Origin of the sequence: Paenibacillus sp. MAEPY2 (assembly GCF_000499205.1) — a bacterium.
Lineage (GTDB): Bacteria > Bacillota > Bacilli > Paenibacillales > Paenibacillaceae > Paenibacillus > Paenibacillus vandeheii.
Genome location: NZ_AWUK01000035.1, coordinates 22,610 through 48,027, shown reverse-complemented (window position 1 = coordinate 48,027; position 25,418 = coordinate 22,610). Strand labels below are relative to the sequence as shown.

General features: G+C 44.2%; 20 protein-coding genes. 18 read left to right on the top strand and 2 right to left on the bottom strand.

All coding sequences use genetic code 11. The annotated features are described in order from the left end of the window. Positions 1-56 precede the first annotated feature (56 nt). Entirely contained in the window at positions 57-1,277 is a 1,221-nt protein-coding gene (locus P364_RS0125670; protein WP_024632902.1) for a UDP-N-acetylglucosamine--LPS N-acetylglucosamine transferase, read from the bottom strand. A 357-nt stretch (positions 1,278-1,634) separates the two neighbouring features. Between P364_RS0125670 and P364_RS0125665 the strand changes: the two genes are divergently transcribed. From P364_RS0125665 to P364_RS37640, 4 genes are all read left to right on the top strand, one after another. After that, positions 1,635-2,216 (top strand): TetR/AcrR family transcriptional regulator, encoded by a 582-nt coding sequence (locus tag P364_RS0125665; RefSeq protein WP_024632901.1) that lies wholly within the window; start codon positions 1,635-1,637, stop codon positions 2,214-2,216. Positions 2,217-2,424: 208 nt separating this feature from the next. Beyond that, a complete protein-coding gene (locus tag P364_RS0125660; RefSeq protein ID WP_024632900.1) occupies positions 2,425-4,707 on the top strand; it encodes a YhgE/Pip family protein in 2,283 nt (760 codons plus the stop codon). A 673-nt stretch (positions 4,708-5,380) separates the two neighbouring features. After that, positions 5,381-9,979, top strand: a complete 4,599-nt coding sequence (gene gltB / locus P364_RS0125655) for a glutamate synthase large subunit (protein ID WP_024632899.1) — start codon at positions 5,381-5,383, stop codon at positions 9,977-9,979. A 221-nt stretch (positions 9,980-10,200) separates the two neighbouring features. After that, positions 10,201-10,356 carry a hypothetical protein gene (locus P364_RS37640; RefSeq protein WP_161634243.1) on the top strand — a complete coding sequence of 52 codons (156 nt, stop codon included), beginning with the start codon at positions 10,201-10,203 and terminating at the stop codon, positions 10,354-10,356. A gap of 101 nt (positions 10,357-10,457) precedes the next feature. Here the strand turns inward: P364_RS37640 and P364_RS0125645 are convergent, their stop codons facing one another. After that, positions 10,458-10,826 (bottom strand): helix-turn-helix domain-containing protein, encoded by a 369-nt coding sequence (locus P364_RS0125645; RefSeq protein ID WP_024632898.1) that lies wholly within the window; start codon positions 10,824-10,826, stop codon positions 10,458-10,460. Positions 10,827-11,158: 332 nt separating this feature from the next. Between P364_RS0125645 and P364_RS0125640 the strand changes: the two genes are divergently transcribed. The 14 genes from P364_RS0125640 to P364_RS0125575 all read left to right on the top strand — a co-directional run bounded on the left by P364_RS0125640 (position 11,159) and on the right by P364_RS0125575 (position 25,371). Continuing rightward, complete coding sequence (locus P364_RS0125640; protein ID WP_024632897.1) at positions 11,159-11,593, top strand: hypothetical protein; 435 nt, start codon at positions 11,159-11,161, stop codon at positions 11,591-11,593. Between the two features lie 151 nt (positions 11,594-11,744). Continuing rightward, the gene (locus P364_RS0125635; RefSeq protein ID WP_024632896.1) at positions 11,745-12,503 is read left to right on the top strand and encodes a tyrosine-protein phosphatase; all 759 of its coding nucleotides are present in this window, start codon (positions 11,745-11,747) and stop codon (positions 12,501-12,503) included. A gap of 59 nt (positions 12,504-12,562) precedes the next feature. Next, entirely contained in the window at positions 12,563-13,315 is a 753-nt protein-coding gene (locus tag P364_RS0125630) for a YveK family protein (protein WP_024632895.1), read from the top strand. After that, positions 13,296-13,979, top strand: a complete 684-nt coding sequence (locus P364_RS0125625; protein ID WP_024632894.1) for a CpsD/CapB family tyrosine-protein kinase — start codon at positions 13,296-13,298, stop codon at positions 13,977-13,979. Before P364_RS0125630 ends, P364_RS0125625 begins: the two co-directional genes overlap by 20 nt. 258 nt (positions 13,980-14,237) lie before the next feature. Then, a complete protein-coding gene (galU, locus tag P364_RS0125620) occupies positions 14,238-15,146 on the top strand; it encodes a UTP--glucose-1-phosphate uridylyltransferase GalU (protein ID WP_024632893.1) in 909 nt (302 codons plus the stop codon). Then, a complete protein-coding gene (locus tag P364_RS0125615) occupies positions 15,143-15,811 on the top strand; it encodes a sugar transferase (RefSeq protein ID WP_024632892.1) in 669 nt (222 codons plus the stop codon). Before galU ends, P364_RS0125615 begins: the two co-directional genes overlap by 4 nt. A gap of 34 nt (positions 15,812-15,845) precedes the next feature. Continuing rightward, positions 15,846-16,808 (top strand): NAD-dependent epimerase/dehydratase family protein, encoded by a 963-nt coding sequence (locus P364_RS0125610; protein WP_024632891.1) that lies wholly within the window; start codon positions 15,846-15,848, stop codon positions 16,806-16,808. A 25-nt stretch (positions 16,809-16,833) separates the two neighbouring features. Beyond that, the gene (locus P364_RS0125605) at positions 16,834-18,027 is read left to right on the top strand and encodes a glycosyltransferase family 4 protein (protein WP_024632890.1); all 1,194 of its coding nucleotides are present in this window, start codon (positions 16,834-16,836) and stop codon (positions 18,025-18,027) included. Position 18,028: 1 nt separating this feature from the next. Continuing rightward, complete coding sequence (locus P364_RS0125600; protein ID WP_024632889.1) at positions 18,029-19,333, top strand: O-antigen ligase family protein; 1,305 nt, start codon at positions 18,029-18,031, stop codon at positions 19,331-19,333. Beyond that, positions 19,330-20,493, top strand: coding sequence for a glycosyltransferase (locus tag P364_RS0125595; protein ID WP_236642167.1), 1,164 nt, complete (start codon positions 19,330-19,332; stop codon positions 20,491-20,493). The genes P364_RS0125600 and P364_RS0125595 overlap by 4 nt, the downstream gene beginning before the upstream one ends. Then, positions 20,486-21,568: a glycosyltransferase family 4 protein gene (locus P364_RS0125590; RefSeq protein ID WP_024632887.1), complete on the top strand. Its 1,083-nt coding sequence runs from the start codon at positions 20,486-20,488 to the stop codon at positions 21,566-21,568. The genes P364_RS0125595 and P364_RS0125590 overlap by 8 nt, the downstream gene beginning before the upstream one ends. Before the next feature lie 40 nt (positions 21,569-21,608). Then, a complete protein-coding gene (locus P364_RS0125585; protein WP_024632886.1) occupies positions 21,609-22,754 on the top strand; it encodes a glycosyltransferase family 4 protein in 1,146 nt (381 codons plus the stop codon). Between the two features lie 42 nt (positions 22,755-22,796). Beyond that, on the top strand, positions 22,797-23,993 hold the full coding sequence (locus P364_RS0125580) for a glycosyltransferase family 4 protein (protein WP_024632885.1): 1,197 nt from the start codon (positions 22,797-22,799) through the stop codon (positions 23,991-23,993). Positions 23,994-24,027: 34 nt separating this feature from the next. Further along, complete coding sequence (locus P364_RS0125575; protein WP_052016773.1) at positions 24,028-25,371, top strand: lipopolysaccharide biosynthesis protein; 1,344 nt, start codon at positions 24,028-24,030, stop codon at positions 25,369-25,371. The last annotated feature ends 47 nt before the right edge of the window (positions 25,372-25,418 follow it).

Below are 25,418 nucleotides of genomic sequence, written 5' to 3'. Positions count from 1 at the left end.
ATGTCCTTAAGAGATGAAACGTCCTCGTAGAACGATTAGAAGGGGTCATAGAGCTGCTAGAATGGGATTCGGGTACCTGACAGCGAAGTTGCCCCAATTCCGGCTGTGAAGCGCTCCTTGGGTGCGGATGTGACTTCCGCTGTAGCCGGAAACAATAAATCATGAACAGCCTGGGCACAACATGTTGGATCATAGGTACTCCTGCTGCCTGGTTTGTGGACTGATTTCAGCTGGCTTTCAGCTTGACGTGGTGCATAGACCTGCTCACTCAAATACTTGAAGCGATTGGTAATAACGTCAGCAGAGTGAATGACCTGGCCGTATCCGGCTTGTACAAAATATTCACAGTTTTCTTCTTCCTGCCCCGGTAATGGAGGCACGAATAACATCGGCAAGCCTTTAGCTAATGCTTCCGTACAAGTCATGCCGCCTGGCTTTGTAATGAGCACATCGGATACGTCCATCAGTTTGCTAACCTCGCGGGTATAGCCTAGAATGCGTATATTCGGATGCTGGAAGCAGGGCATTTCCTTCAACTTGGCAATCATTTTCTCATTGCTTCCCAGACAGAACAGCAGCTGTACCCGATCCGCCCAGGAGGCGAGAGCCTTCATATGCTCTTCATCAAAGGAAAGTCCCCATCCGCCACCCATCAGCAGAGCAGTGGGCATGTTCTGAAGCCCCATTTCCTGTCGGAGGCTCACTTTGTCTCCAGCTTCCCAGAAATCAGGATGTACAGGAATGCCGGTGATTTGGATGCGAGAGGGCTCAACACCCCTGATTTCAAGCAAAGCTTTTACCTGCGGTGTGGATACCAGATATTTGTTGACCTCGGGATTGATCCATGTTGCATGTACGTCATAGTCTGTGACGAGCGTGTACAATGGAATATCGAGTCCCTGACGTTTCAGTCGGGAGATGACCGCATTTGGAAAAGGATGGGTACAGATCACGGCATCAGGTTTTAATTGGGATACGACTTGGGCCGTCTGTGTATAGAAAATCCGGTGCAAGGCCAGTTTGGTAAATCCGTTTAGTGATTTGTTGTATTGTGTCCGATACAGCAGACTGACCAGCTTGGGCTGAACCGTTAGCGTCTTACGGTAAGCGGACAGAATAAGCGGAGCCATGGTTGGATTTAAAAATTTGCCAAGCTCAATGACCCGACTATGCACATGTGGACTGACTTTCTTAATGCCGCTTGCGAGCGCATGGGCGGCCTGGGTGTGACCGGTGCCGAAACCTTCGGATAACAAGAGCACTCTTGGTTTTCGCATGAGTTCACCTTTATTCATCAATTTAAATTTAACATCTCATAGTCATACCGCACGTTGCATTACTACATGAATATACAGCGAAGCGGAAAATCATGTTCATTCGTTACATATTTACACTATAGTTGATGTTCTGATACATCGAAACTTCGTCTTTATCCGTGTTGTTGGAGTCATCTTACACTATAGACGACGACACGAGCAGTTTCCACTGCATTTCGGTTAAAAAAAATTAACACAAATTTTTAATGTTAGGGTTGCAATCTGATGATGAGAGTGGTAATCTAGTTTTTGACCGAGTGACCGAATTGTATTTTTGGTCATTTAAAGAGAACGATCAAGAAAATAAGGAGGGATATGATGGCTCCGATTGACAGGAGACAGCAGGTCATTCATGCAGCCTCGCAGTCTTTTGCCATGTTTGGATACAAGGCAACCACGATGGATCAGGTAGCGAAGATTGCAAACGTTGGCAAGGGAACGATCTATACGTTCTTTACGAATAAGGAACAATTGTTCGATCAGATTTTGGTGGAAGTAATCCAGGAAATGAAAAACATTGCTCACCGTGAAGTTCATCAGGAAAGTGCTTTTTTTGATAATCTGTTTCGTGTGCTTGATTCATTGCTGGAGTTTCGCCGTGATCACGATTTGCTGGTTAAATTGTCCCAGGAGCTTAAGGATTTTGGAACTCTTCAGGCCAAGGAAGGTTTGGAGAAAGTGGAGAAAGTCATCTCTGATTTTCTGGCACAGGAGCTAGAGAAGGCAAGGAGCAACGGAGAGATTCGTGACTGTGATCCACAGGTAGTAGCCTTTATGATGATTCGTTTGTACATTGCCCTCACCTCAGATTGGAGCAAGCAGCACGAGCCGCTGAGCAAAGAGGAAATCAAGAATTACTTTCGCCTTTTCTTAATGGAAGGAATTGCTGCCGCAACGTAACCCGAATTTATTCTACTATAATATGGGTTAATTATAAGCATGCAGGTAGTGAGGCTTGTCGAGAGACAGGTTTGTTTTTTTGCTCTAAAGTGACCGTTTGAGGAAAGTAGTCACTTCGTGTTTCGGTAATTTTCCGTAACAGGTCAAATGAATTTCATATTTTGGTTATTCTGCTCATGGAGCAGAGAGAACAAGGGGAGAAAATAACATGAAATCTTTATCCGTGTTTTTCAAGGATGTGGGATCGGCCGTGAGAAACCCGAAGGTGTTGATCCCCGTCATTGCTATTTTGTTTATTCCAATTCTATATAGCGGTATTTACTTGGCTGCTTACTGGGACCCATATGGTCATGTCGATGAAATGCCGGTTGCAGTGGTCAACCTTGATAAAGGTGCAGAGCTGGAGGGCAAATCGCTGCATGTTGGTAGCGACCTCGTCGATGAATTGAAGAAAAATGCAGATTTTAAATGGGACTTTGTCAGTGCCAGCCAGGCCAAAGAAGGCATGGAAAACGACAAGTATTATATGCAAATTACGATCCCGGAAAACTTTTCATCCCAGGCAACCACGTTGCTTGACGACAAGCCCGAGCCGGCTGATCTGATCTACGAACCAAATGGCAATTACAGCTTCGTGGGTGCGCAGATTGGCAAGACGGCCATCAAGGATCTGAAAGCTAAGGTTTCGGCCAAAGTAACGGAATCCTATGCAGAGACACTGCTCGACAAGTTTTCCGAAGTATCGGACGGATTGGCTGAAGCGGGCGACGGTGCAGGAGATTTGAATACCGGCGCAGGCAAGCTCGATGATGGGGCTGTGAAGCTCAAGGATAATTTGGAAAAGCTGGCATCCGGAACATTGGAGCTGCAGGATGGCTTGTCTCCATTAAGTGATGGTGTCAGTGCACTACACACGGGTGCGACCAAACTTGAAAGTGGAACATCAAATCTGGTATCCGGTTTGCAGCAGCTTCAAGCGGCGGCAACAAGCCAGCTTCAGAGTGGTGCAGACCAGTTGAAGGATGGCAGTGCCAAGCTGGAAACTGGACTGAAGTCTTCCGTGGACGGAGCAGGCAAGCTGCAAACGGGTCTGCAATCGTCTGAGCAGGGCAGTGCGAAGCTGTCCGATGGTCTGCAAAGCGCAGTGCAAGGCAGCGGCACATTGGCAACTGGCCTGCAATCGGCAGTAGACGGCAGCAGCAAGGTTGCAGACGGTGCACAGAGCGTTGCAGACGGTTTGAAGCAGCTTGCTGCATCCAACCCTGAATTGGCAGCCAGTGAGGATGTACAGAAGCTGCTGGCGGCCAGTGCGGCAGTAGCCGAAGGAAGTAAGCAGCTGCATGAGAGCGAACAGAAGCTTGCGCAGGGTGCAGATCAACTGCATCAGGGCAATCAGCAACTGGCAGCAGGTGCAGCTGAGCTCCATGGAGGCCAAAAGCAGCTTCTTACGGGCGCAAATCAGCTGGTGGATGGACAGCAGCAATTGCTGGCAGGCGCCGGTCAGCTTAGCCAAGGCGGAGCGAAGCTCTCCGATGGTCTGAAGCAGTTCAGCGGCAAGCTGGGCGAAGCTGCAAGTGGCGGTACGTTGCTGGCAGATGGAGCCAAGCAATTGGGCTCAGGTACAACAGCCCTGCAAACAGGTGTGGGTAAACTGAGCGGTGGCGTGAGTTCACTCACGGACGGCTCTAAACAACTCGGTGACGGAGCAGGCAAGCTGGCGGACGGCCTGACAGAGCTGAAAGACGGCTCAAGCGAACTGGCTACCAAGCTGAATGATGCTGCTCAGAAAACGTCAGAAGTCAAAAAGACAGACGATGTGGTGAACATGTTCGCAGAACCTGTGAATACGTCCGAGAACACAACAGAGAACGTAAGTAATTACGGTACAGGCTTGACACCGTTCTTCCTGTCCATCGGTTTGTTTGTTGGATCGCTGATCTCAACGATTGTTTTGAAAATGCGGGAAACTTCCGTACCGGGCGCAACGGGCTGGAACCGTTTCGTCAGCCGTACACTCGTATTCGGCTTTGTGAGCATCATCCAATCCGTGATCGTAGCAAGCTTCATGCTGTACGGTCTTGGATTGGAAACACACAGCGTACCGCTGTTCTATCTGTTCACGATCTTTACGGGGCTGACCTTTATGTTTATTGTTCAGGCCCTCGTTACCTGGCTTGACCTGCCAGGACGTTATGTTGTCATTCTGTTGTTGGTCTTCCAACTTGCAGCAAGTGCGGGAACCTTCCCGGTAGAGCTGATTCCGTCGTGGCTTCAGGCATTTAGCCCTTGGTTGCCAATGACGCACAGCATCATGGGCTTCAAGGCAGTTGTATCCAGTGGCAACTTCGATGTGATGTGGCATCAGGTCGGCATTCTGGCAATCTATGCAGGCGTATCCGTGCTGCTGACCTTGGCTTACTTCCTTTGGAGCGGCAGACGTCGCAAAAAAGAAGCCGAAGTGGCTGAATCCGGTCAAGTTGTGACGGCATAAGCGGAATTGGACCGGAACAGGACAAAATATTGAAAATAAACTTTGAACTCAAGTATCAAAATTATGCAATATAGTAGTCAAATAGTGCAAAGAGTCTGTGACCCGAAAATGGGTTGCAGACTCTTTTTGTATACCCATGCATAGGGATGCAGATAATCGTTAGAGCATGGCATGAGATATCGGCCAAACTATGGATAAACACAGGCCACATATGGAATGATTTTCTTTTGTCAGTAATTAAAATCAGTTGTACTCTGACATGAAATGTGTATAATTATTCGAAAAAGAGATGAATTTTAGCATCAGTACATTAAAGCTGTACTGCAAAACATTTCTTATCAGAGGTATTAAAAAGTTTAAATTGCGCTGATGTTAGGTCGGTGTTAAAATAATAGAACTATATCAAAAAACGTCGCTCCATATCAGCGGCCGTGCCAGCGGTTGCATGTTGTTATACCAAGCTGTTTGCCGGATAATCCGGATCAGCTCCTCTCATGGATGGCCTGTCGCAATAGCAGCACTTATAAGATTGACAGCCATATTGCTGTCACCCTCGTCCATTTAGCAGGCTTTTAATCCAATGAATAAATGCCCGCTCCTCCCGATTTATTGTTGCTTGTTGCCTATGTTCTTGATCTTTCCGAAATACTTCATTATAGAAAGGTTGCGTTCCATGAGACACATCGGATTACCTCCTAAACAGGGTCTGTACGACCCACAGTTCGAAAAAGACGCATGCGGAATGGGTTTTGTTGCCAACATCAAAGGAGTACCTTCACACGACATCGTTAGTCAGGCACTGACCATGCTCAGTAACATGGAACACCGCGGAGGACAGGGCAGTGAGCCGAATTCCGGTGACGGAGCCGGTATATTGATCCAGATTCCACATCGCTATTTTGTACAGGAAGCGGACCGTCTTGGTTTTGCATTACCTGAACAGGGCTTCTATGGCGTCGGAATGTTGTTCCTTTCACAGGACCCGGTCATTCGCAGTGCACATGAAGAGAGTCTTAAGAAGATTATCCAAGAAGAAGGCCAGACATTCCTGGGTTTCCGGGATGTGCCTACGTTTGATGAGATGCTTGGACGTTCTGCGCTTGCAGCGAAGCCTTATGTACGTCAGGTGTTCATTGGAAGATCGGCAGAAGTTAAGGATGAATTAGGATTTGAACGGAAGCTGTACGTCATTCGCAGACGCGCTGAGCTGGCTATTCGTTATTCAGCGGATGAAGCGGAAGGCGGTTCATTTTACCTGCCAAGCTTGTCTTGTCGTAAAATCGTTTATAAAGGCATGCTGACAACTGAACAGGTGGGACAGTTCTACCTGGATCTTCAGGAAGATCTCGTGGAATCCGCGATTGCGCTGGTTCACTCCCGTTTCAGTACGAATACATTCCCAAGCTGGGAACGTGCCCACCCGTATCGCTTCATGATCCACAACGGTGAGATCAATACGATGCGTGGTAACGTGAACTGGATGCATGCCCGGCAGTCGCTGTTCGAGAGCGAATTGTTCGGTAACGACATCTCGAAAGTAAAACCGGTTATCAACCCGGATGGTTCGGATACTGCGATGTTTGATAACACGCTGGAGTTCCTGTATCTGAGTGGCCGTTCCTTGCCACATGTGGCGATGATGATGGTTCCTGAGCCTTGGAGTACGGATGAGGGAATGGACCCTGCCAAAAAGGCATTCTATGAATACCACAGCACAATGATGGAGCCTTGGGATGGACCGGCAGCAATGGCCTTTACCGACGGCTTGCAGATTGGTGCAACACTTGACCGTAATGGTCTGCGTCCTGCACGTTACTATGTAACGAAAGACGACCGTATTATTTTGTCCTCCGAGGTTGGGGTACTTGATATCGCTCCTGAAGAAATTCTCTACAAAGACCGCCTGCGTCCAGGACGGATGCTGCTTGTCGATACACAGCAGGGACGTATCATTGCGGATGAGGAAGTGAAAGCTCTCATTGCAGCCGAGAATCCATATCAGGATTGGCTCGATGAGCATCTGATGGACCTGAATGAGCTGCCGGATGCACCGGAACTGCCTGATCCAAAACATGCTAACGTGACCCAGCTTCAGCTGGCCTATGGATATACATTTGAAGAATTGCGCAAAGTGTTGGAGCCTATGGCTTCAACAGGTATGGAAGCCACAGGCTCCATGGGTTATGATGCACCACTGGCGGTTCTGTCGGATCGTCCGCAGCGTCTGTATAACTATTTTAAGCAAATGTTTGCACAAGTTACCAATCCACCGATCGATGCGATCCGTGAAGAGATTGTAACGTCAACGGCAACAACGATCGGACCCGAGCGTAACCTGTTGAATCCTGAACCGGAGAGCTGTCGTCAGATTCGGTTGGATACACCTGTACTTTCCAATGAGGATTTTGCGAAGATTCGCCACGTTCGTCGTCCGGGCTTCCGCTCGATGACGATTCCGATCTTCTTTACAGCAAAAGAGGGCGCAGAGGGACTTCGCAAAGCGATGGAACTGCTCTTTGAAGCAGCGGACCGTGTCATTGACAAAGGCCATAACATTTTGATCCTGTCTGACCGTGGTGTGGACGCCGAGAATGCGGCTATTCCTGCATTGCTGGCTGTAGCAGGTTTGCATCACCATCTGATTCGTAAAGGAACCAGAACCAAAGTCAGCATTTTGCTTGAATCGGCAGAGCCGCGTGATATTCATCACTATGCCTTGTTGCTTGGTTACGGCGTAAGTGCCGTGAACCCGTATCTGGCTTTTGAAACGCTGGATGACATGATTCAGCAAGGACTGCTGCGTGGCATCTCACATGAGAAAGCCGTGAAGAATTATATTAAAGCCGCTACCAAGGGTGTTATTAAAATATTGTCCAAAATGGGAATCTCGACGATTCAATCCTATCGCGGAGCTCAAATTTTTGAAGCAGTGGGTCTGAGATCGGACTTCGTTGACCGTTACTTTACCTGGACACCTTCCCGAATTGGCGGGATTGGTCTGGAAGAAGTGGCAGCTGAAGCGCTGACCCATCACAACCGTGCCTTTACGGACAAAGATGGTAATGACAAAGTGCTGGATTCCGGCGGGGAATACCAATGGCGTAATGACGGAGAAGAGCATCTGTTCAATCCACAGACGATCCATACGTTGCAACATGCAGTACGGACCGGGGACTACAAGCTGTATAAAAAGTATTCCAAACTTGTGCAAGGCGAAAACGATCAGTTGCTGACCATTCGTTCCATGCTGAAACTGAAACCGGTCGGTCCTGCGATTCCTTTGGAAGAAGTGGAATCCGTGGAAGACATTATGCGCCGTTTCAAAACCGGAGCAATGTCCTTTGGCTCGATCAGTAAAGAGGCACATGAAGATCTTGCCATTGCGATGAACCGTGTTGGAGGTAAATCCAATACAGGTGAAGGCGGGGAAGATCCGGCTCGCTTCATTAAAGATAGCAACGGTGATTCTCGTCGCAGTGCGATCAAGCAGGTGGCATCCGGACGTTTTGGTGTAACATCCAACTATCTGGTCAATGCCGACGAGATTCAGATCAAGATGGCACAGGGAGCAAAACCGGGTGAAGGTGGACAGCTGCCTGGACGTAAGGTATATCCTTGGGTTGCTGAGGTTCGTGGATCCACACCGGGTGTAGGTCTGATCTCACCGCCACCACACCATGATATCTACTCGATTGAGGATCTGGCTGAGTTGATCTATGACTTGAAAAATGCGAATCCACGTGCAGAGATCAACGTTAAATTGGTATCCGAAGTCGGCGTTGGAACGATTGCGGCGGGTGTAGCCAAAGGTCGTGCCGATATCATTCTCGTCAGCGGTTATGACGGTGGTACAGGTGCATCCCCGCAAGGCTCCATTCGTCACGCGGGAATGCCTTGGGAGCTGGGTCTTGCAGAGACACATCAAACGTTGATGCTGAACAATCTGCGTGATCGTGTTGTTCTTGAAACAGACGGTAAAATGCTGAATGGTCGTGACTTGGCTATCGCTGCTTTGCTGGGAGCTGAGGAGTATGGATTCTCTACAGCACCACTCGTTGCACTCGGCTGTATCATGATGCGTGTCTGCCAGATGGATACATGTCCGGTAGGTGTAGCGACACAAAACCCTGAATTGCGTAAAAATTACACGGGAGATCCTGCACATGTCGTTAACTTCATGCGTTTTGTTGCTGAAGATGTTCGCGAAATCATGGCTGATCTTGGATTCCGTACCATTCAGGAAATGGTGGGCCGTACCGATTGCCTCGAAACGGTAGAGGCTGTAGACCATTGGAAGAAAAAAGGTGTAGATCTGTCTGTATTGTTGCATGTGCCTGAAATGCCTGAAGGCTCTGCACGTTACCGTACACAGCATCAGAACCACCAATTGGAAGAGACGCTGGATATGCAGCAGTTGCTGCCACTGGCACAACCTGCGATCGAATTCGGTCAACCGGTTGAAGCGGTGCTTCCGATTACCAACGTAAACCGTGCAGTGGGAACCATTTTGGGTAGCGAAATTACACGCAAATATGGAATTGCAGGATTGCCAGAAGATACGGTTCAATTCAAATTTGTCGGCTCTGCTGGTCAAAGCTTTGGGGCCTTTGTACCTAAAGGTATGACATTGACCGTTGAAGGAGATTCCAATGACTATGTAGGCAAAGGGTTGTCCGGAGGTAAGCTGATCGTCATGCCTTCACCAAAAGCCACATTTGATGCCGAGGATAACATCATCATTGGTAATACCGCTCTATACGGGGCAACCAGTGGTGAAGCCTATATTCGTGGTATCGCCGGGGAGCGGTTTGCTGTACGGAACTCGGGTGCCAAAGTCGTTGTTGAAGGTGTGGGCGACCATGGCTGTGAATACATGACGGGTGGACGTGTTGTCGTTCTGGGTGATACAGGCCGTAACTTTGCAGCGGGGATGTCCGGAGGTATTGCTTATGTTTATGATCCAAAAGGCACATTCCTGCAACGTTGTAATCTGGAAATGGTACTTTTGGAGCGTATCGAAGATGTTTCTGAAAGTGCAGATCTGCGGGGCATGATTCAGCGCCATGTTGCGAATACAGGCAGTCTGGCTGGTCAGCGCATTCTGGATAACTGGCAGCAGTCCGTAGATCAATTTGTTCGGGTTATACCAAAGGACTTCAAACGAATGACAGAGCAAATCGAACGGATCCAGGCAACAGGTCTGACTGGAGAGGCTGCTTTGCTGGCAGCTTTTGAAGCCAATATGCGTGAGCTTGCACGTACAGGAGGTTAATTTGTTCCTTTTCGAGTGCATGAACTGGTTGTATTAAGAATAATAGGAGCTTTATGGCGTCCGAGACGGCGCCGTAGGGCTCCTATTTGGTTTTCGACAAAATTAGAACCCATACAAAAAACGCTATCGCCATGAGACGACAACATTGAGGAAGTTTCTCAAGTATAATAAGGCTAGTTTTGGAGTGCAGGGAAAGTATAAAGATAAGAGAGGTTAGCGGAATGAATATGAAGCATCCAAACAGGGGCGATCGTAAGCCGAAAGGTAAACCAGTCGAAGCAACCCAGATGGACATCATGAAAGTTTTACTGCAATGCGGAATCGACCCGGAGCGTTGGAACCATTTCGTATCCTCCGACAACAACAAGCGGGCTTGACAACACATCGACAAGCATAGAATAGATGGAGGGAACACAAGACTTAAAAAAGCCCAGAAACCGGAGAAGTGTATTTCTCGGTACTGGGTCTTCTTTGCGGATTAATCCATGCTGCGTTCCATGCGGACAAAAGCAATAAAACGACGTGCCTCTTCTTCTGTTAAGGGTTTACCATCAATCATCAGGCCGAAGCGTTCCAGCACTTCCTTATCCGATAATTCAAGGGCGTCGACGAATTCCCTTACGTCCTCATCCATCACGACATCACTTTGTTTCGTCCGTCCAATGAGATAATCAATGGATACGCCAAAGATGTCAGCAAGTCTCGTTAACACTTCGAAATCCGGTTTGCGTCGGTTCTTCTCGTAGTGGGAGAGAGCAGCTCTTGTAATATGAATGGAGCTCGCAAGTTCTTCTTGAGTAAGTCCCCGCTGTTCCCTTAATTCAGCAATGCGATTTCCGTAGCTCATATGCTATTTCCCCCTGAACGCCATCAAATATATATTGAAACAATCCTGAGCCAAGTGTTTGATCAGGGCAGCTTTCCTGCATAATCGTAATGCCTTAGTAGTCCTAGTTGTATATAGGTCTGTCTAAGGACATCTCATATTGTCGTAAATCAAAAGAACCATGTCCAAATACTGCTTGACATGATACAAATTGTATCGTAAATTGGACGTATGGAGTTACAAAATGTATCATTTGGGATATTTTAAGTATGACCACGTTGCCTAGCCAATATACCTGTGAGAAGGAGTGTAGGCAACTCTTGCAAGCTAAACCATTCTAAAGGAATGAAGCCATGAATTCAATGATTCAGGAATGGGCGGATCTCAAATTAAATGTCCATATGTACATTCAGGAGTTCCATGGCAAATGGGTAGACCGCAAAAGACGCCCCGTTCTGTTGCTTGGTATGGACACACGAGCGATCACCTTCCTGAGCGACCTGGACTTGCCAATATCATCAGAGATGCTGATCGGTTTGGATGTAGAAGATAGCCATGTATGTGTACGACTCCACGCAAGGTTGCAATGGAAACAGCCCTTCGGTGAGCTCACATTGTATCATTCAAACTTGCATATTCAGCAAGAGCAGACACTATATATAACGGGACAGTTAAATACAATGATTCGAGAAGTACAGTTTCCGACCATTTCCCGGTTCCAGTATGAGAAGGCATCGGAACAACCTAACTTGCAGGAAACCTATCATTCCATTGATTTTACCATATGAGTTGAACACATTCTAAACATATTCTGAACAAGCATGTACTTAACGCCATTTTACTATATTTCATAGCGTTATGCATTAGTTCTTTAACACCAAAAGCATTTGCGCAATGAATAAAGGGGCGAGGGGGATCATACATTGAGGAAGTTTGGATATGGTTGAAATGCACTGCCACATTTTATCCGGTCTGGATGATGGTCCTGTTCATATGGAACAGTCCATTGCGATGGTTGAGAAAGCGGCAGCCTCAGGAATTACCTCGATCATTGCTACTCCGCATCACCTGAACGGGCAGTACAACAATAAACCCAACGTGGTCAATCAGGCAGTGGACCTGCTACATGCAGAACTTCGCAAACGCAACATTCGCTTGGAGATCCGTCCCGGACAGGAGATCAGGGTGCATGACAACCTGATTGCAGACTTATACGCAGGAAAGTGCTGCACACTCGCCGGGAGCCGCTACATGTTGCTGGAATTGCCCTTTGGTCATATCCCCTCGCAGTTCCCCGGGATACTCCAAGAACTTAAGTTAGCGGGTATCATTCCTATTATTGCTCATCCCGAACGAAATCGTCCAATCCAGAACAATCCCGATTTATTGGTTGAATATCTTGGGCAAGGTGCTCTATGTCAAATCACGGCTCAATCGGTCATGGGACTTTTCGGGCGAAAAGTTCAGAAATGGTGTTTCCATTTTTGCAAAGAAAACGGATTTCATTTCATTTCATCCGATGCTCATAACCTGGAAGATCGAACGTTTATGATGACAGCTGCCTATCACCTGCTTGAGCGTCGATTTGGAAGCCGACTCGTTCAAAGTTTGCAAAATAATGCTTGGTCGGTATGGAACAACCAAATCATAGAACCGGAAGAAACTGTGATCATAAAGCGTAGATTGTTGTTCTGGTAGCCGGCTTAGAGAAAACGATTTTTATCATAATTTGCTAACTTAAATGGGAGGAATACGAGATGGAGCTAAAAGAGTATATGCAAATTTTACGAAAACGAATTTGGATCATCATTGCCTTTGTTGCGGTTGCTTGTATAGGAGCAGGGGTGAAAAGTTATTTTTTAACTGTTCCTGTTTATGAAGCTAACGCTAAACTAATCGTTAATCAGGCATATAATGCTCAAGGAGTACCAACTCTGGATATTAGTTCGATTCAAACCAATATAAAGGTGATTAATTCTTATATCGAAATTATTAAATCTTCAGCAATCCTCGATAAAGTTGCTGCTACATACCCCGATCTAGGCATGAGCGGGAATCAACTGGCACAGAGCATCCGGGTATCGACCGCGAACGAATCCCAGGTTATGAGTTTGACCGCCACTGGTTTATCTTCTGAAAAAGCGGCCAAAACGGTAAACGCGGTTGCCAAAGTGTTTAAATCCCAAATCCCCGTAATTATGAAAGTAGACAACGTAACCATTCTGAGTGAAGCCAAGCCTACAGATTCCTCCAGACCCATTAATGTCAATCCCGTTATAAACATCCTGATCAGTTTCCTTGTTGGACTTCTGCTAGCAATAGGATTTGTATTCCTGTTGGAATACTTGGACGATACCTTAAAAACGGAAGATGAACTGGAAAAAGAACTTGGTATACCTACACTTGCTGTTATTTCCAGAATCAGAAAAGAAGAAGCCCGTTTTTCTAAACAGTCAACGACATCTCAAAAACAGGTAGGTGATGGCCAGTATGCCACGGTTAACCAATGAAAAAGGGAGCCTAGTTACTATGGCCAATCCCAAGTCTACGTCGTCTGAAGCGTATCGGAAATTAAGAACTAATATCCAATTCTCATCTATTGATAGTCAGATCCAAACCATCATGATAGCTTCTGCGTTGTCCGGTGAAGGGAAAACGACAACGATTGGCAACCTGGCAGTTACCTACGCCCAGGAAGGAAAAAAAGTGCTGCTTATGGATACGGACCTACGTAAACCTGCGGTACATCGCATGTTTAATGTTCCCAACCACGTGGGGTTGACTAGTGTATTATCCAGCCAATATAAGGTTACGGAAGTCCTTCGGGAAACCGGAGTGGAAGGGCTGCATGTCCTTTCCTCTGGCCCAATACCTCCTAATCCTTCAGAGATGATAGGATCACGTAAAATGACAGCTCTGCTTGAAGATTTGAAGGAAGTATACGATGTGATTTTATTTGATACACCTCCTGTTCTTGCAGTTACGGACGCTTTAATTATTAGTTCATTGTGTGATGGTGTCATTCTTGTTGTGAGCGCGGGCAAGGTGAAGAAGGATCTCGTTAAAAAGGCAAAAGCACATCTTGAACATGTGAACGCACGTATTCTCGGAGCTGTCTTGAACAATGTACAGGTGCCCAAAAGACGGAATGCCTATTATGGGGAAAATGCTTAACGAATTTGCATAATGGTCCCACAAATAATATCGTCAAGGTTATGTCTACTATACCTTTATCAAGGTAGGCACTCGGTCACACTGTGGGTAGTGTACCTTAGACGTATATCGTCAAGGGTGTGATGTGAGGATGGGTTTAATGCCCTTTTATGAAATTAAAAGTAAGAATTGCATCAATTTATTTCATGGTTTCATGGATTTAAATGATCCAACTCATGCTTTTAAACATACAAAATAATAATGGATAGGGTGGTATTTATGACTAGAGTGAGGAAAGCAATCATTCCCGCAGCCGGATTGGGAACCCGATTTTTACCCGCTACAAAGGCAATGCCTAAAGAAATGCTCCCTATTGTGGATAAACCGACCATTCAATACATCGTGGAAGAAGCTGTAGCTTCCGGAATAGAGGATATTATTATTGTAACTGGCAAGGGTAAACGAGCGATTGAAGATCATTTTGACAGCGCGTTTGAACTGGAGCAAAATCTACTCGAAAAAGGAAAGCTCAGCTTACTGGAAGAAGTCCGGAAGTCCTCCAACGTTGATATTCATTACATAAGGCAGAAGGAAGCGCTGGGACTCGGGCATGCGGTATGGTGTGCTCGAAACTTTATTGGTAATGAACCGTTTGCTGTATTGCTGGGTGACGATATTGTGGTGTCTGATGTGCCGTGCACAAAGCAGCTCATCCAGCAATATGAGAAGGTCAACCAGTCTGTACTCGGTGTGAAAACGGTGAGTCCGAGTGAAACCTACCGCTACGGAATTATTGATCCCCTGCATACAGAGGGGCGCTTGTCTTCTGTAAACAGCATGATTGAGAAGCCTCCGTTGGGTACAGCGCCTTCCAACTTGGCTATTATGGGTCGTTACATTTTAACACCTAAGGTATTCGAATATCTGGAAGAACAAAACGTAGGTGCTGGTGGAGAAATTCAGCTTACTGATGCTTTGCAAATGCTGAATCGGGATGAAGGTATTAGTGCTTATGATTTTGAAGGTTCACGGTTTGATGTGGGTGAGAAGCTGGGCTATATTTTGACTACACTTGACTTTGCTCTTAAAAATAAAGAATTGCGTGCACCTGTCCTCATGGCGATTGAAGAGATTTTGATGAAGGAACAATTGAATCAATTGCTTGTAGCTGGAGGGGATAGTCTGTGAAACTTTCAAGACCGGAATACTTTGGCAGTGGAGAAGCCCTAGCTAAGGATGGCACTTCGACAGTATTGGAACAGCCTTACTCGCAGCGTGTTGGCGGATATGCTGACGTAATAAAACCGTTTATCGATTTTATTATTGCGGCGGTGCTGTTGCTGATTACATCACCGGTCATGCTTGTTGCAGCGATTATGATTAAGCTTGACTCTAAAGGACCCGTAATATTCAGACAAGAACGTTACGGGAAAAACGGAGTTAAATTTAGTATCTATAAATTCAGAACCATGCGTACGGACGCTCCGAAGTACAGCGCCTCCCCCACAACAAGCGATGATCCGAGAATTACACGGCTGGGTAGATTACTTCGTAAAACTAGCCTGGATGAGCTGCCACAATTGCTTAATATTATCAAAGGTGATATGAGCTTCATAGGTCCCAGACCTGAAATGAAGCGAATCGTAGAAGAAAGCTACACGGATCTGGAGCGTAGACGTTTTCTAGTGAAACCTGGAATTACTGGTTTATGGCAGGTAAGTAATGCTCGCAAGGAGCCGATTCATCATAATTTGCAATATGATTTTCACTATATCTCAAACGTCTCTCTGAAGATGGATATCATTATCATTTTTAAAACCGTTGGTGTTATGATCAAAAGTAATACATTTTAACCTACTCATTTAGATAATATGGAGCGTGATCGCATTGAAGCATGTTGTAGTGACAGGCGCGGCCGGTTTCCTGGGCTCACATCTAGTCAAATCATTAATTCATCAGGGACATCAGGTTACCGGAATAGATAATCTTTCAACAGGCGTTGCTAGTAATCTGCAAGAGGTGGCTCATAGCCCCCTCTTTTTTTTCCGTGAAGCTGATGTTACGCTGTCCGACTCACTGGATTTTCTGATAGATCAGCCAGTGGATGAAGTCTACCATCTGGCTTCACCTGCTTCACCCAAATTCTATCAAGCAGATTCGATCGGTACGATCTGGGTGAACACTCGAGGAACCTATCATTTGCTCGAACTGGCCCGTGTTAAAGGAGCAAAGTTCCTGTATTCGAGTACGAGTGAAGCTTATGGAGATCCCGAAGTTCATCCACAGCCTGAAAGTTATCGAGGGAATGTGAACACTTGGGGACCAAGAGCCTGTTATGACGAGGCCAAGCGTTTGGGCGAAGTCTTTTGTTATGAGTACTACACGAAACACAGTGTTTCCGTGAAAGTGGCGCGTATTTTTAATACGTATTCATCAGGACTTCGGAACGATGATGGGCGTGTCATTTCCAACTTTGTAACACAGGCACTAACAGGACAGAATATTACAGTGTACGGGGACGGATCACAGACACGCTCATTCTGTTATGTGGATGATAACATTCGAGGTTTACAGCAACTGATGGCTGCAGATCGAGCAAATGGGGAAATTATCAACATTGGTAATCCAACGGAATATAGCATACTTGAAGTTGCTTCTTTGATTAAAGAACTTACCCAATCAGACAGCAATCTCGTATTTTTACCTTTGCCAGAAGATGACCCTAAGGTTAGACGTCCGGTAATTGACAAGGCTAGAGAAATTTTAAATTGGGAACCAGAGATTGGCTTGGAAGAAGGATTAAAACTTACGATTGACCATTACCGGGCGATGCTGCAGGAAACCCCATGAAGCTGATTAAAGTGAGTTGAGAAGAATGGAAAAAGTATTAATTGCTCACAGCTTATATCCCCCAAATATCATTGGGGGTGCAGAGATATCAACACAAATCCTGGCGCAGACGTTGAGTCAAAACTATGATGTCAAAGTGATTACTGTGGGTGGACATGAAGAACGGGAAGTGCGTAGTGACACAATTAACGGAATCGAAATCTCACGGCTTCCCTACAATAATCGGTACTGGATCGGGGATTCTGCAAAGGAAGTGTCAACCGCGAATAAGATCATGTGGAGAGTTCAGGATATTTTTAATATCAGGCAATACCGATACATCAAGGCGTATCTCTCCAGTCTACAACCTGCTATTATTCATACCCAGAATATCCCTGGTCTAAGTCTGGCGATCTGGAAGGCCGCACATGAGTTGAATATTCCAGTCGTGCATACACTACGTGACTTTTCATTAATTGACCCGATCAAAATATCTGCCTACTCCAGGTTATATAGACAAATATCAAGAAGATACAGCCGAATGATATCTTCGGTAATTGGTATATCCAATCATATCCTTGGGAGTCATACAATGCTTGGTTTCTTCGAACGATCCTCCAAACATGTCATTCATAACATTGTAGAGGAGAATAACAATGTTCAGCAGTTGTATGCACAGAAAGAGATTCACCATCATCAGCCATTAAATGTCGGTTATTTTGGGCAATTAACGGAAGTAAAGGGTGTTCAATATCTAATTGATGCGGTAAAAAGTCTTGGACAGGATATTGTGTGCAACCTGCATATTTTTGGTGATGGTCCACTGCTGCATCATTTGAAAAAGTTAGCAGGGTCAGAACCACGCATTATTTTCAGAGGGAAACTGGATAAATCTCAGATTGCCTCACAGATGAAAGAGATGGATATTACCGTTGTTCCCTCCACGTGGGCTGAACCATTTGGAAGAGTAGTGATCGAGTCCTATCAGGTAGGCACACCTGTGTATGCTTCTCGTGTGGGAGGCATGCCAGAGATTCTGGTTGAACCTGGGGATTTTTCATTTCCTGCCTACAATTCAGAGGCTATTGCTCAAGGAATTCTTAAATATTATCATTTATCCGAACAGGATAAGATTCAATTGAAACAACAATGTTATGCGCATAGCCAGACTTTTAATGAAGCCTATCTTCTTAAAGAACATATCAATATATACGATAAGTTAATAAGGCGTGGAGGGTAAAATGCAAATTACTTCCTTGAATGCCAGGCCCCATTCTTATGTTTATGTGAAACCGGAATCAGAGTATTCACTATTCATTCCAACCGTCCATATATTGCTGATCTATTTGTCTATCTATGGTTTGATCTCTATCTATGTCGATAACATCATCATTCGTTCACTAAAGGACTTAGGCATGGTGTTGGTCGCGATCTTTGCTTTAAGAAAAGTATACCGAAGCCAGACATTATTCATTAGACCTTTTCTATTCATATTGGGGTCGGTTATTGCACTAGGTGCGTTAAATCTGTTGCTGGGTGCAAGCGTTGTAACATTTATATATGGGATTAAAATCACATTTTTACCGTTAATTATGATGTTTACTGGGATGCTTATCTCCCAATGTCAAGGCTTCTATGCGTTTGCCAGAACAAACCTGATTATATTTATTTTATTAATCGTTGGTTGGCTGGTTCAGTACTCACTTGGGATTGAAAAATTGATTTCGCTTGGTTTTATCTATGGAGTGAACATTAAAAACTATTTAGAAGGTGTACCTCGCCTGTCATCTATAACCTATTCACCTGACGGCTATGCGTATGCTTTGCTTATAACAGGATTGATTGCAGAACGAACTAAAATGGCATTGAAACATTGGGTATTTCGAGTAATCATTCAATTTCTGACGATCGGCTTTTTGCTCTTATCCACTATTCGTTCCGCTTTGGTTCTTTGGGTTGTTTATCAGGTAGTGATGTTTTTCCTCCAGATTCGAAAGTATAGCAAAAAGAACACATTGATATTGGCAGTCACTTTCATTTTGTTTCCAATAGTTGTGTTTTTCGGGGGGCGAGCGCTTGAGTCCAATAATCTTCTTTCTATTTCTTCTTTATTGGATCGATTGCAGACATGGGGGAACAGTCTCACTTCTCCGTTTACGATGAATGGAACGATAGGCAATGGAATCGGTTCGGTAGGGGCTGCAAGCCGGAGAACGCATATGATCGGTTTGGAATCAAGTAATTTTGCGGTAGACAATCAGTATTTTTCCTTATACGAACAGACAGGTTGGATCGGAATTATTTATTTTATCGTTTTATTTATGTGGATTGTTGTCTCGCTTGTTAAGGAAATGAATACGTCAACTGACTCAAGCCCTTTGCGTCTGCCACAGATGGCACTCGCACTTGGTGCAGGAGTAGCAGCTGCTAGCTTTACAACGAATGTACTTGAGTTGTTTCCTGCCAACGTTTTCTTCTGGATGTTCATTGGCATGGCTATTGTTCATTCTCGTAATTCAGGAGAAATACCACAGAGAGCTAGGTGAAGAATTTGAGGATTTTACACATCGGCGAATACGTCGTTGGTGGAATGGCGACCTATCTTAATGAAGTTGTTGGATACCAACGTCAATTTTTCGATGTTTATCTGCTGATGAGTGAATATCAAAGTGCTACCAATTTTGAATTGGAGCCGGGTCATATTTTGAATTATAAATACAAACGTCATCCTAAGTATTTTGTTTCGGCAATGCGGCAGATCCTTAAAGTCATCCAAGAACTTAAACCGGATATTATTCACGTTCACAGCTCATTTGCGGGTCTTCTCGTAAGGGGCTTATTTTTTTTTCAACCCAAGAAGGCTACTGTTTTTTATTGTTCTCATGGTTGGGCTTTTCTAATGGACACCAAAACGTTGTACAGAAAAGGTTATTTTTTAATAGAAAAACTTATGGAATACAAAACGGATGTCATTGTTAATATTTCCAAATATGAACTGGAGCAATCTTTACGTTTGGGATTATCCGTTTCTAAGTCTAAGCTTGTCTATAACGGTATACGTGAAAGCGAAGCTAGTAAGATTATACCCTTAAGCAAATCTTCTGAAGAGAAGGATATTATTCAGTTGTTATTCGTGGGTAGGTATGACCGTCAAAAAGGGCTTGATATTGTACTGAATATGTTTAAAAAAAATCCGGAATTGCAGCAACACATTCGCTTGTATGTTATTGGAGACACCATACTTGAGGACAAAGTATGGGAATTTCCTGAAAATGTTATTCGTCTTGGATGGGTGAATAATGCGGAGATAGATCAATATTACCAGCAATGTGATGCAGTCATTATGCCATCCAGATGGGAAGGGTTCGGACTTGTTGCGATCGAGGCGATGAAGAACCATAAACCGGTCATTGGAAGCAATCGCGGAGCTTTACCGGAACTCATCGAACAGGGTGAGAGTGGATACATTTTTGACATTGAACATTCTCATGAGCTGTTGAACATCCTGAAGAACCTTAACAAGACTGAGTTGGTGAAAATGGGTGAAGCAGGTTATGCCATTTATAAGGATAAGTTTAGTGCAGCTCGGATGAATGAAGAGCTTGTGGAACTCTATTATGAGGCATATAAAGGAGCTTCCTTTCAGGAAAAAAACGTTAAGGGTTCCTTAGAATTTTCGAAGAGAGCTGGAGATGCACATGATTAAGATATATATTAATGCTCGTTTTTTAACCCAGACCATCACAGGCGTACAGCGATATGCACTAGAACTCGTGAAAGAAATCGATCAATTGATAGATCGAGGGGAAATTGATGGGAGGGAGTATGAATTTTGTCTGTTATCTCCCTCAAATATAATTACCCAACCGGAATTCAAACATGTACGCCACAAAACAGTCGGTAAACTGAAGGGACATCTCTGGGAGCAACTTGAACTTCCTTTTAACGTTAAGGGAGGATTGTTAATCAATCTATGTAATACTGGCCCGGCGTTTAACAAAAACCAAATTGTAACGATCCATGATGCCGCTGTCTTCAATTACCCAAAGGCTTTTTCTTTTGCCTTCCGTGTCTGGTACAAATTTCTGATGGTTCAACTGGGTAAAACCTCAAAAAAAATTATTACGGTTTCTAACTTCTCCAAAGGAGAGCTGATACAGCACTGTCGAATAGCAGAGCACAAGCTCGAGGTCACCCATCTGGGAATCGATCATATTCATAGGAAAAAGGCTGCTACAGGTACGATTGAAAAATATGGTATACAATCTCCCTACATTCTGGCTGTAAGTACGATGAATCCCTACAAAAATTTCAATCTAATTTTTGAAGTATTACCCGAGATCGAAGCTCATAATTTGAACGTTGTTATTGTTGGTTCCAAGAACAGCAAAGTATTTGGTGATCAAACATGGGACGAATCCGATGCAGTCAATTGGGTGGGCTATGTAACAGATGGGGAGTTAAAGGCGCTTTACGAAAATGCAGCAGGATTTATTTTCCCTTCATTATATGAGGGTTTTGGATTGCCGCCGTTGGAAGCAATGGCATCCGGTTGTCCGGTTATTGTATCTTCCCGTGCATCCATTCCTGAAGTTTGCGGAGATGCCGTATTGTATTTTAATCCTGACAGTCCAAAAGAAGCAGCATTAAGGTTGATTGAAATTACATCAGATCCAGAATTGAGCAAGCAGATGTCTTATAAAGGAAAAGACCACTCGGGTCTGTTTTCCTGGAACAAATGTGCTAAAGACACGGTGAACATCATTATGAACACGATGTAGATACTTGTTTCCATAAGGCCTCTCAAGGGAGATAGAACCTATGAATAAAGTGTTTGTTGCTATTGATTTTCCGCCCGAAAAAGGGGGGATTCATGATTATGCCTATGGACTTATATCTCAGATTCCGGCAGAAGAGACCACTGTTCTAACGAATAAAATAAAGAATGTTGCAGAGTCCGAACAATTTGACCAGAAGACCGATTTTAAGATTATCCGGAAGCGAATTTTTTGGAATTCCAATAAGCTCCTGCTCATCTTATCGCAGTTTATTCTGATCATTCAGCTGATTATTCTGAAATGGGGTAAAAAGACGGACGAGATACACTTTGTCAACATATTTCCGGTAGGCATCGCAGGCCCGTTTATGAAAACTTTTTTTGGAGTGAAATATTTCCCTTATGTCCATGGCTTAGATGTTATGGGGATGGTGAACAGCAGATTGTTCCCAATCCTGTTGTTCATTTTGAGGCGTTCTGACAAGGTAATTGCGAATAGTCAGTATACCAAGTCAAAGCTGATGGAGCTAGGCATTCCGGAGATGCAGATTGTCATTATTCCACCAGGCTTAAACGTAAGCAAACTAATTGGTGGTTCTGATTTCAATGAAGATATCCGGGATAAATATGATCTGCATGGCAAAAAAGTGATGATAACCGTCTCTCGTCTGGTTGAGCGCAAGGGACATGATGTCACTCTTAAAGCTATTAGTCATGTGATCGAGCAGATTCCTAATCTGAAATATCTGATATGTGGAGCTGGTCCACACAGAGGGGAATTGGAACGTCTGGTAACGCAGTACGGTTTAGATTCTGTAGTTGTGTTCACAGGCGGCATCACTGACCATGAGCTGCATTGTTTATATGAATGTTCTGATCTGTTTGTCATGCCTAGCCGTGATATTAAAGAAAAAGGTGATGTTGAAGGTTTCGGAATTGTATTCCTTGAAGCTAATTACTACAGATTGCCTGTAATTGCGGGGAATAGTGGTGGGATTCCTGATGCGGTAAAGGATGAAATAACTGGTTATCTCGTAAATCCTACGGATGATAAGGAAATTGCCAATCGTATTGAAGAATTGATTACGGATGAGGGACTGGCCAGAACAATGGGGAATAACGGTTATGATTGGGTTATCAATCACTGCCTATGGTCGCATCGCGGTCAGCTTTTGAAGAAACTGATCTAATTGTATCCACAATCTTCATGTCCCAATTTAGGAGGATTAAGGATGAAAATATGTATTGTTACTCATAGGATTGTAAAAGGAGAGGGACAGGGCCGAGTCAACTATGAGGTTGCAGTTGAAACATTGAAACAGGGGCATGAAGTTATTATGATTGCCAATGAGGTGGAACCACAGTTACTTGAATATAAGGGTGCTATATGGATTAAGGTATTTCCTTCTCTCAAGTTGCCACAGCTATTGCGCTATCAGATCTTTGCCTTTAAAAGTGCGACTCATATTCGCAAGCTAAGAAAAACAAAACAGGTTGATCTGGTCATGGTCAATGGTTTTATCACCTGGGCTAAAGGGGACATCAATGCAGTTCACTTTGTACACAGCACATGGATTAAATCCCCCGTACATAGTTTCCACGTAAATCGCTCTTGGAAACGTTGGTACTTTGGTCTTTATACTCTTGTGAATGCGTATCTCGAACGGTACGCTTTTCGCAAAAGCGGTAAGATTATTGCTGTTTCTGAGAAAGTGAAGAACGAACTAATAAAATTGGGCATTAAGCATGATAAGATACAAGTCATTCATAATGGAGTGGATGTGCGTGAATTTTATCCCAGTGAAGCTGGGAAGAAGAGCAAAATGGATGTCGACCCCAGCCGGGTTGTAGGTCTTTTTGCTGGTGATATCAGTAGTCCAAGAAAAAACCTAGACACCGTGCTAAAGTCAATGGTAACCGTGCCTGAGTTAGCTCTTGTTGTTGCTGGTTCTACTGACAGAAGTATATATCCTCAGATGGCCAAAGATTTGAATATTGAAGATAGGGTTCATTTTTTGGGTTACCGCAAGGATATGGGACATATCATGCGCAATGTGGATCTCTTTATCTTTCCGTCGCGTTATGAGGCTTGCAGTCTGGTTGTACTCGAAGCTCTTGCCTCAGGAATACCGGTCGTTATAACAGAGCAATCGGGCGTAACTGAAATTATACAGAGCTCAGGCGAAAATATGCCCTCAGGAATCGTCCTGAGTGATCCAAACGATGCTGATCAGTTAACTAATACTCTCAATTCTCTTATTCTCAACGAGATAGACATGAAAAAAATGGGGAAAGTTTCTAGGGAAATTGCATTACGCAATGATTGGAAAATGATGTCCAGGAAATATTTAGACAGTTTTGAAGAGGTCCTCTATCAGAAAGAAAAGAAGGGATCTCTAAGGACACGGAGCGTGGAGGTAGAATTATAATTATGCCTGGTTAAACAGAGAGAGGTTAATCTATATGATAGAACTGGCTTCGAAAGGAAATATCAAGCAGCGAAGTATGTACACGTCTATATTAATGACCAGTTTCGCCAACATTCTGATTATGGGAATTACAACAGTGACATCTATTATTACCAGTAGAATGTTTGGAGCGGAAGGCAAGGGGGAACTGGCTGCGATTCTGTTTTGGCCAGGATTTCTTACCAATCTGGCAACGTTAGGCTTGCCAACGGCACTAATCTATCATATCAAAAAGAATAGTAATCAAATCTCTGTTTATACGGGGATGGGATTTCTGGTACAGATTCCAATCAGTATTATTCTCGGAATCATAAGTTGGTTTGGGGTGTCATCATGGTTATCGAATTATTCTGATTCAGTTATTTCCATCGCGAGAGTGTATATTATCTCCCTTTCTCCCATTTTCCTGATCATTGGCGTATTAGCAGCGACGGCACAGGGCACAGAGAAGTTTCAGATCTATAATTTTGCGAGGATGCTTGCGCCACTCATTAATTTCGTAGGGCTAGTTTTTTTATGGCTTAGCGGAACCCTATCATTGGAACGAGCTATTATCGTAAGTTTTATATCCTTCGTTATTGTACTGTGCTTTTATGCATATACACTTCGGATGCATATTTCAAGACAGATTTCCGAAGTTATAGGTCGTATCAAATCTAGTTTGCACTTGTTTACTTTTGCTGCAAAAGTAAGCGGAGTCGAGTTGCTCAATACACTTTATAATCAGTTTGATAAAATTATTATTTTAGCGTTGTTAACTCCGCGTGATTTTGGTCTCTATTCAGTTGTATACGCACTATCCCGTATGTTTAATGTATTCCAGACGGCGATAACGAACGTTATATTCCCAAAAGCTGCTGGTTTGGAACAAGACAAAGTATTTAGCCTTGTAGGCAGATCGTTTAGAATCAGTATGATTTTTATGATGATCATTGTCGTGCCTAGTATGATCATTGGTCGTTTCTTTATAGGGTTATTGTTTGGAGAAGAATTTTTGGAAGCTAGTGGTGCTTTTTATCTACTCTCATTGGAATGTGTTGTGGGCGGAGGAGCGGGCATACTTGCTTCTTCATTTAACGCTCTAGGGCGGCCAGGAGTCATCTTGGTTGGACAAAGTTCAGCAGTTGCCATAACCATTACTTTATTCTTCCTGCTTACACCTCACTACGGATTATACGGAATTGGTCTTGCTTTGCTCACAGGTTCTGTAGTGCGGATTATGGTTTCTCTGATCTCATTAAAAAAGATATACAATATTCCGATGAGACAAATGATCTTTAACAAAGAAGACATTCATTTTTTGCTAAAACGCCTGAACGAGAAAAAAATGTTGAAATGAGACAGGATGAATGCTTAATGTGTGTGAAAATATAGAGAGTGGAGTGA

What these genes read in the sequence shown, in the direction of transcription:
- P364_RS0125665 (WP_024632901.1), top strand. Translation starts at nt 1,635, where the DNA reads ATGGCTCCGATTGACAGGAGACAGCAGGTCATTCATGCAGCCTCGCAG.
- P364_RS0125635 (WP_024632896.1), top strand. Translation starts at nt 11,745, where the DNA reads ATGGTTGAAATGCACTGCCACATTTTATCCGGTCTGGATGATGGTCCT.
- P364_RS0125625 (WP_024632894.1), top strand. Translation starts at nt 13,296, where the DNA reads ATGCCACGGTTAACCAATGAAAAAGGGAGCCTAGTTACTATGGCCAAT.
- P364_RS0125640 (WP_024632897.1), top strand. Translation starts at nt 11,159, where the DNA reads ATGAATTCAATGATTCAGGAATGGGCGGATCTCAAATTAAATGTCCAT.
- P364_RS37640 (WP_161634243.1), top strand. Translation starts at nt 10,201, where the DNA reads ATGAATATGAAGCATCCAAACAGGGGCGATCGTAAGCCGAAAGGTAAA.
- P364_RS0125605 (WP_024632890.1), top strand. Translation starts at nt 16,834, where the DNA reads ATGGAAAAAGTATTAATTGCTCACAGCTTATATCCCCCAAATATCATT.
- gltB (WP_024632899.1), top strand. Translation starts at nt 5,381, where the DNA reads ATGAGACACATCGGATTACCTCCTAAACAGGGTCTGTACGACCCACAG.
- P364_RS0125600 (WP_024632889.1), top strand. Translation starts at nt 18,029, where the DNA reads ATGCAAATTACTTCCTTGAATGCCAGGCCCCATTCTTATGTTTATGTG.
- P364_RS0125660 (WP_024632900.1), top strand. Translation starts at nt 2,425, where the DNA reads ATGAAATCTTTATCCGTGTTTTTCAAGGATGTGGGATCGGCCGTGAGA.
- P364_RS0125580 (WP_024632885.1), top strand. Translation starts at nt 22,797, where the DNA reads ATGAAAATATGTATTGTTACTCATAGGATTGTAAAAGGAGAGGGACAG.
- P364_RS0125630 (WP_024632895.1), top strand. Translation starts at nt 12,563, where the DNA reads ATGGAGCTAAAAGAGTATATGCAAATTTTACGAAAACGAATTTGGATC.
- P364_RS0125590 (WP_024632887.1), top strand. Translation starts at nt 20,486, where the DNA reads ATGATTAAGATATATATTAATGCTCGTTTTTTAACCCAGACCATCACA.
- P364_RS0125670 (WP_024632902.1), bottom strand. Translation starts at nt 1,277, where the DNA reads ATGCGAAAACCAAGAGTGCTCTTGTTATCCGAAGGTTTCGGCACCGGT.
- P364_RS0125585 (WP_024632886.1), top strand. Translation starts at nt 21,609, where the DNA reads ATGAATAAAGTGTTTGTTGCTATTGATTTTCCGCCCGAAAAAGGGGGG.
- galU (WP_024632893.1), top strand. Translation starts at nt 14,238, where the DNA reads ATGACTAGAGTGAGGAAAGCAATCATTCCCGCAGCCGGATTGGGAACC.
- P364_RS0125645 (WP_024632898.1), bottom strand. Translation starts at nt 10,826, where the DNA reads ATGAGCTACGGAAATCGCATTGCTGAATTAAGGGAACAGCGGGGACTT.
- P364_RS0125575 (WP_052016773.1), top strand. Translation starts at nt 24,028, where the DNA reads ATGATAGAACTGGCTTCGAAAGGAAATATCAAGCAGCGAAGTATGTAC.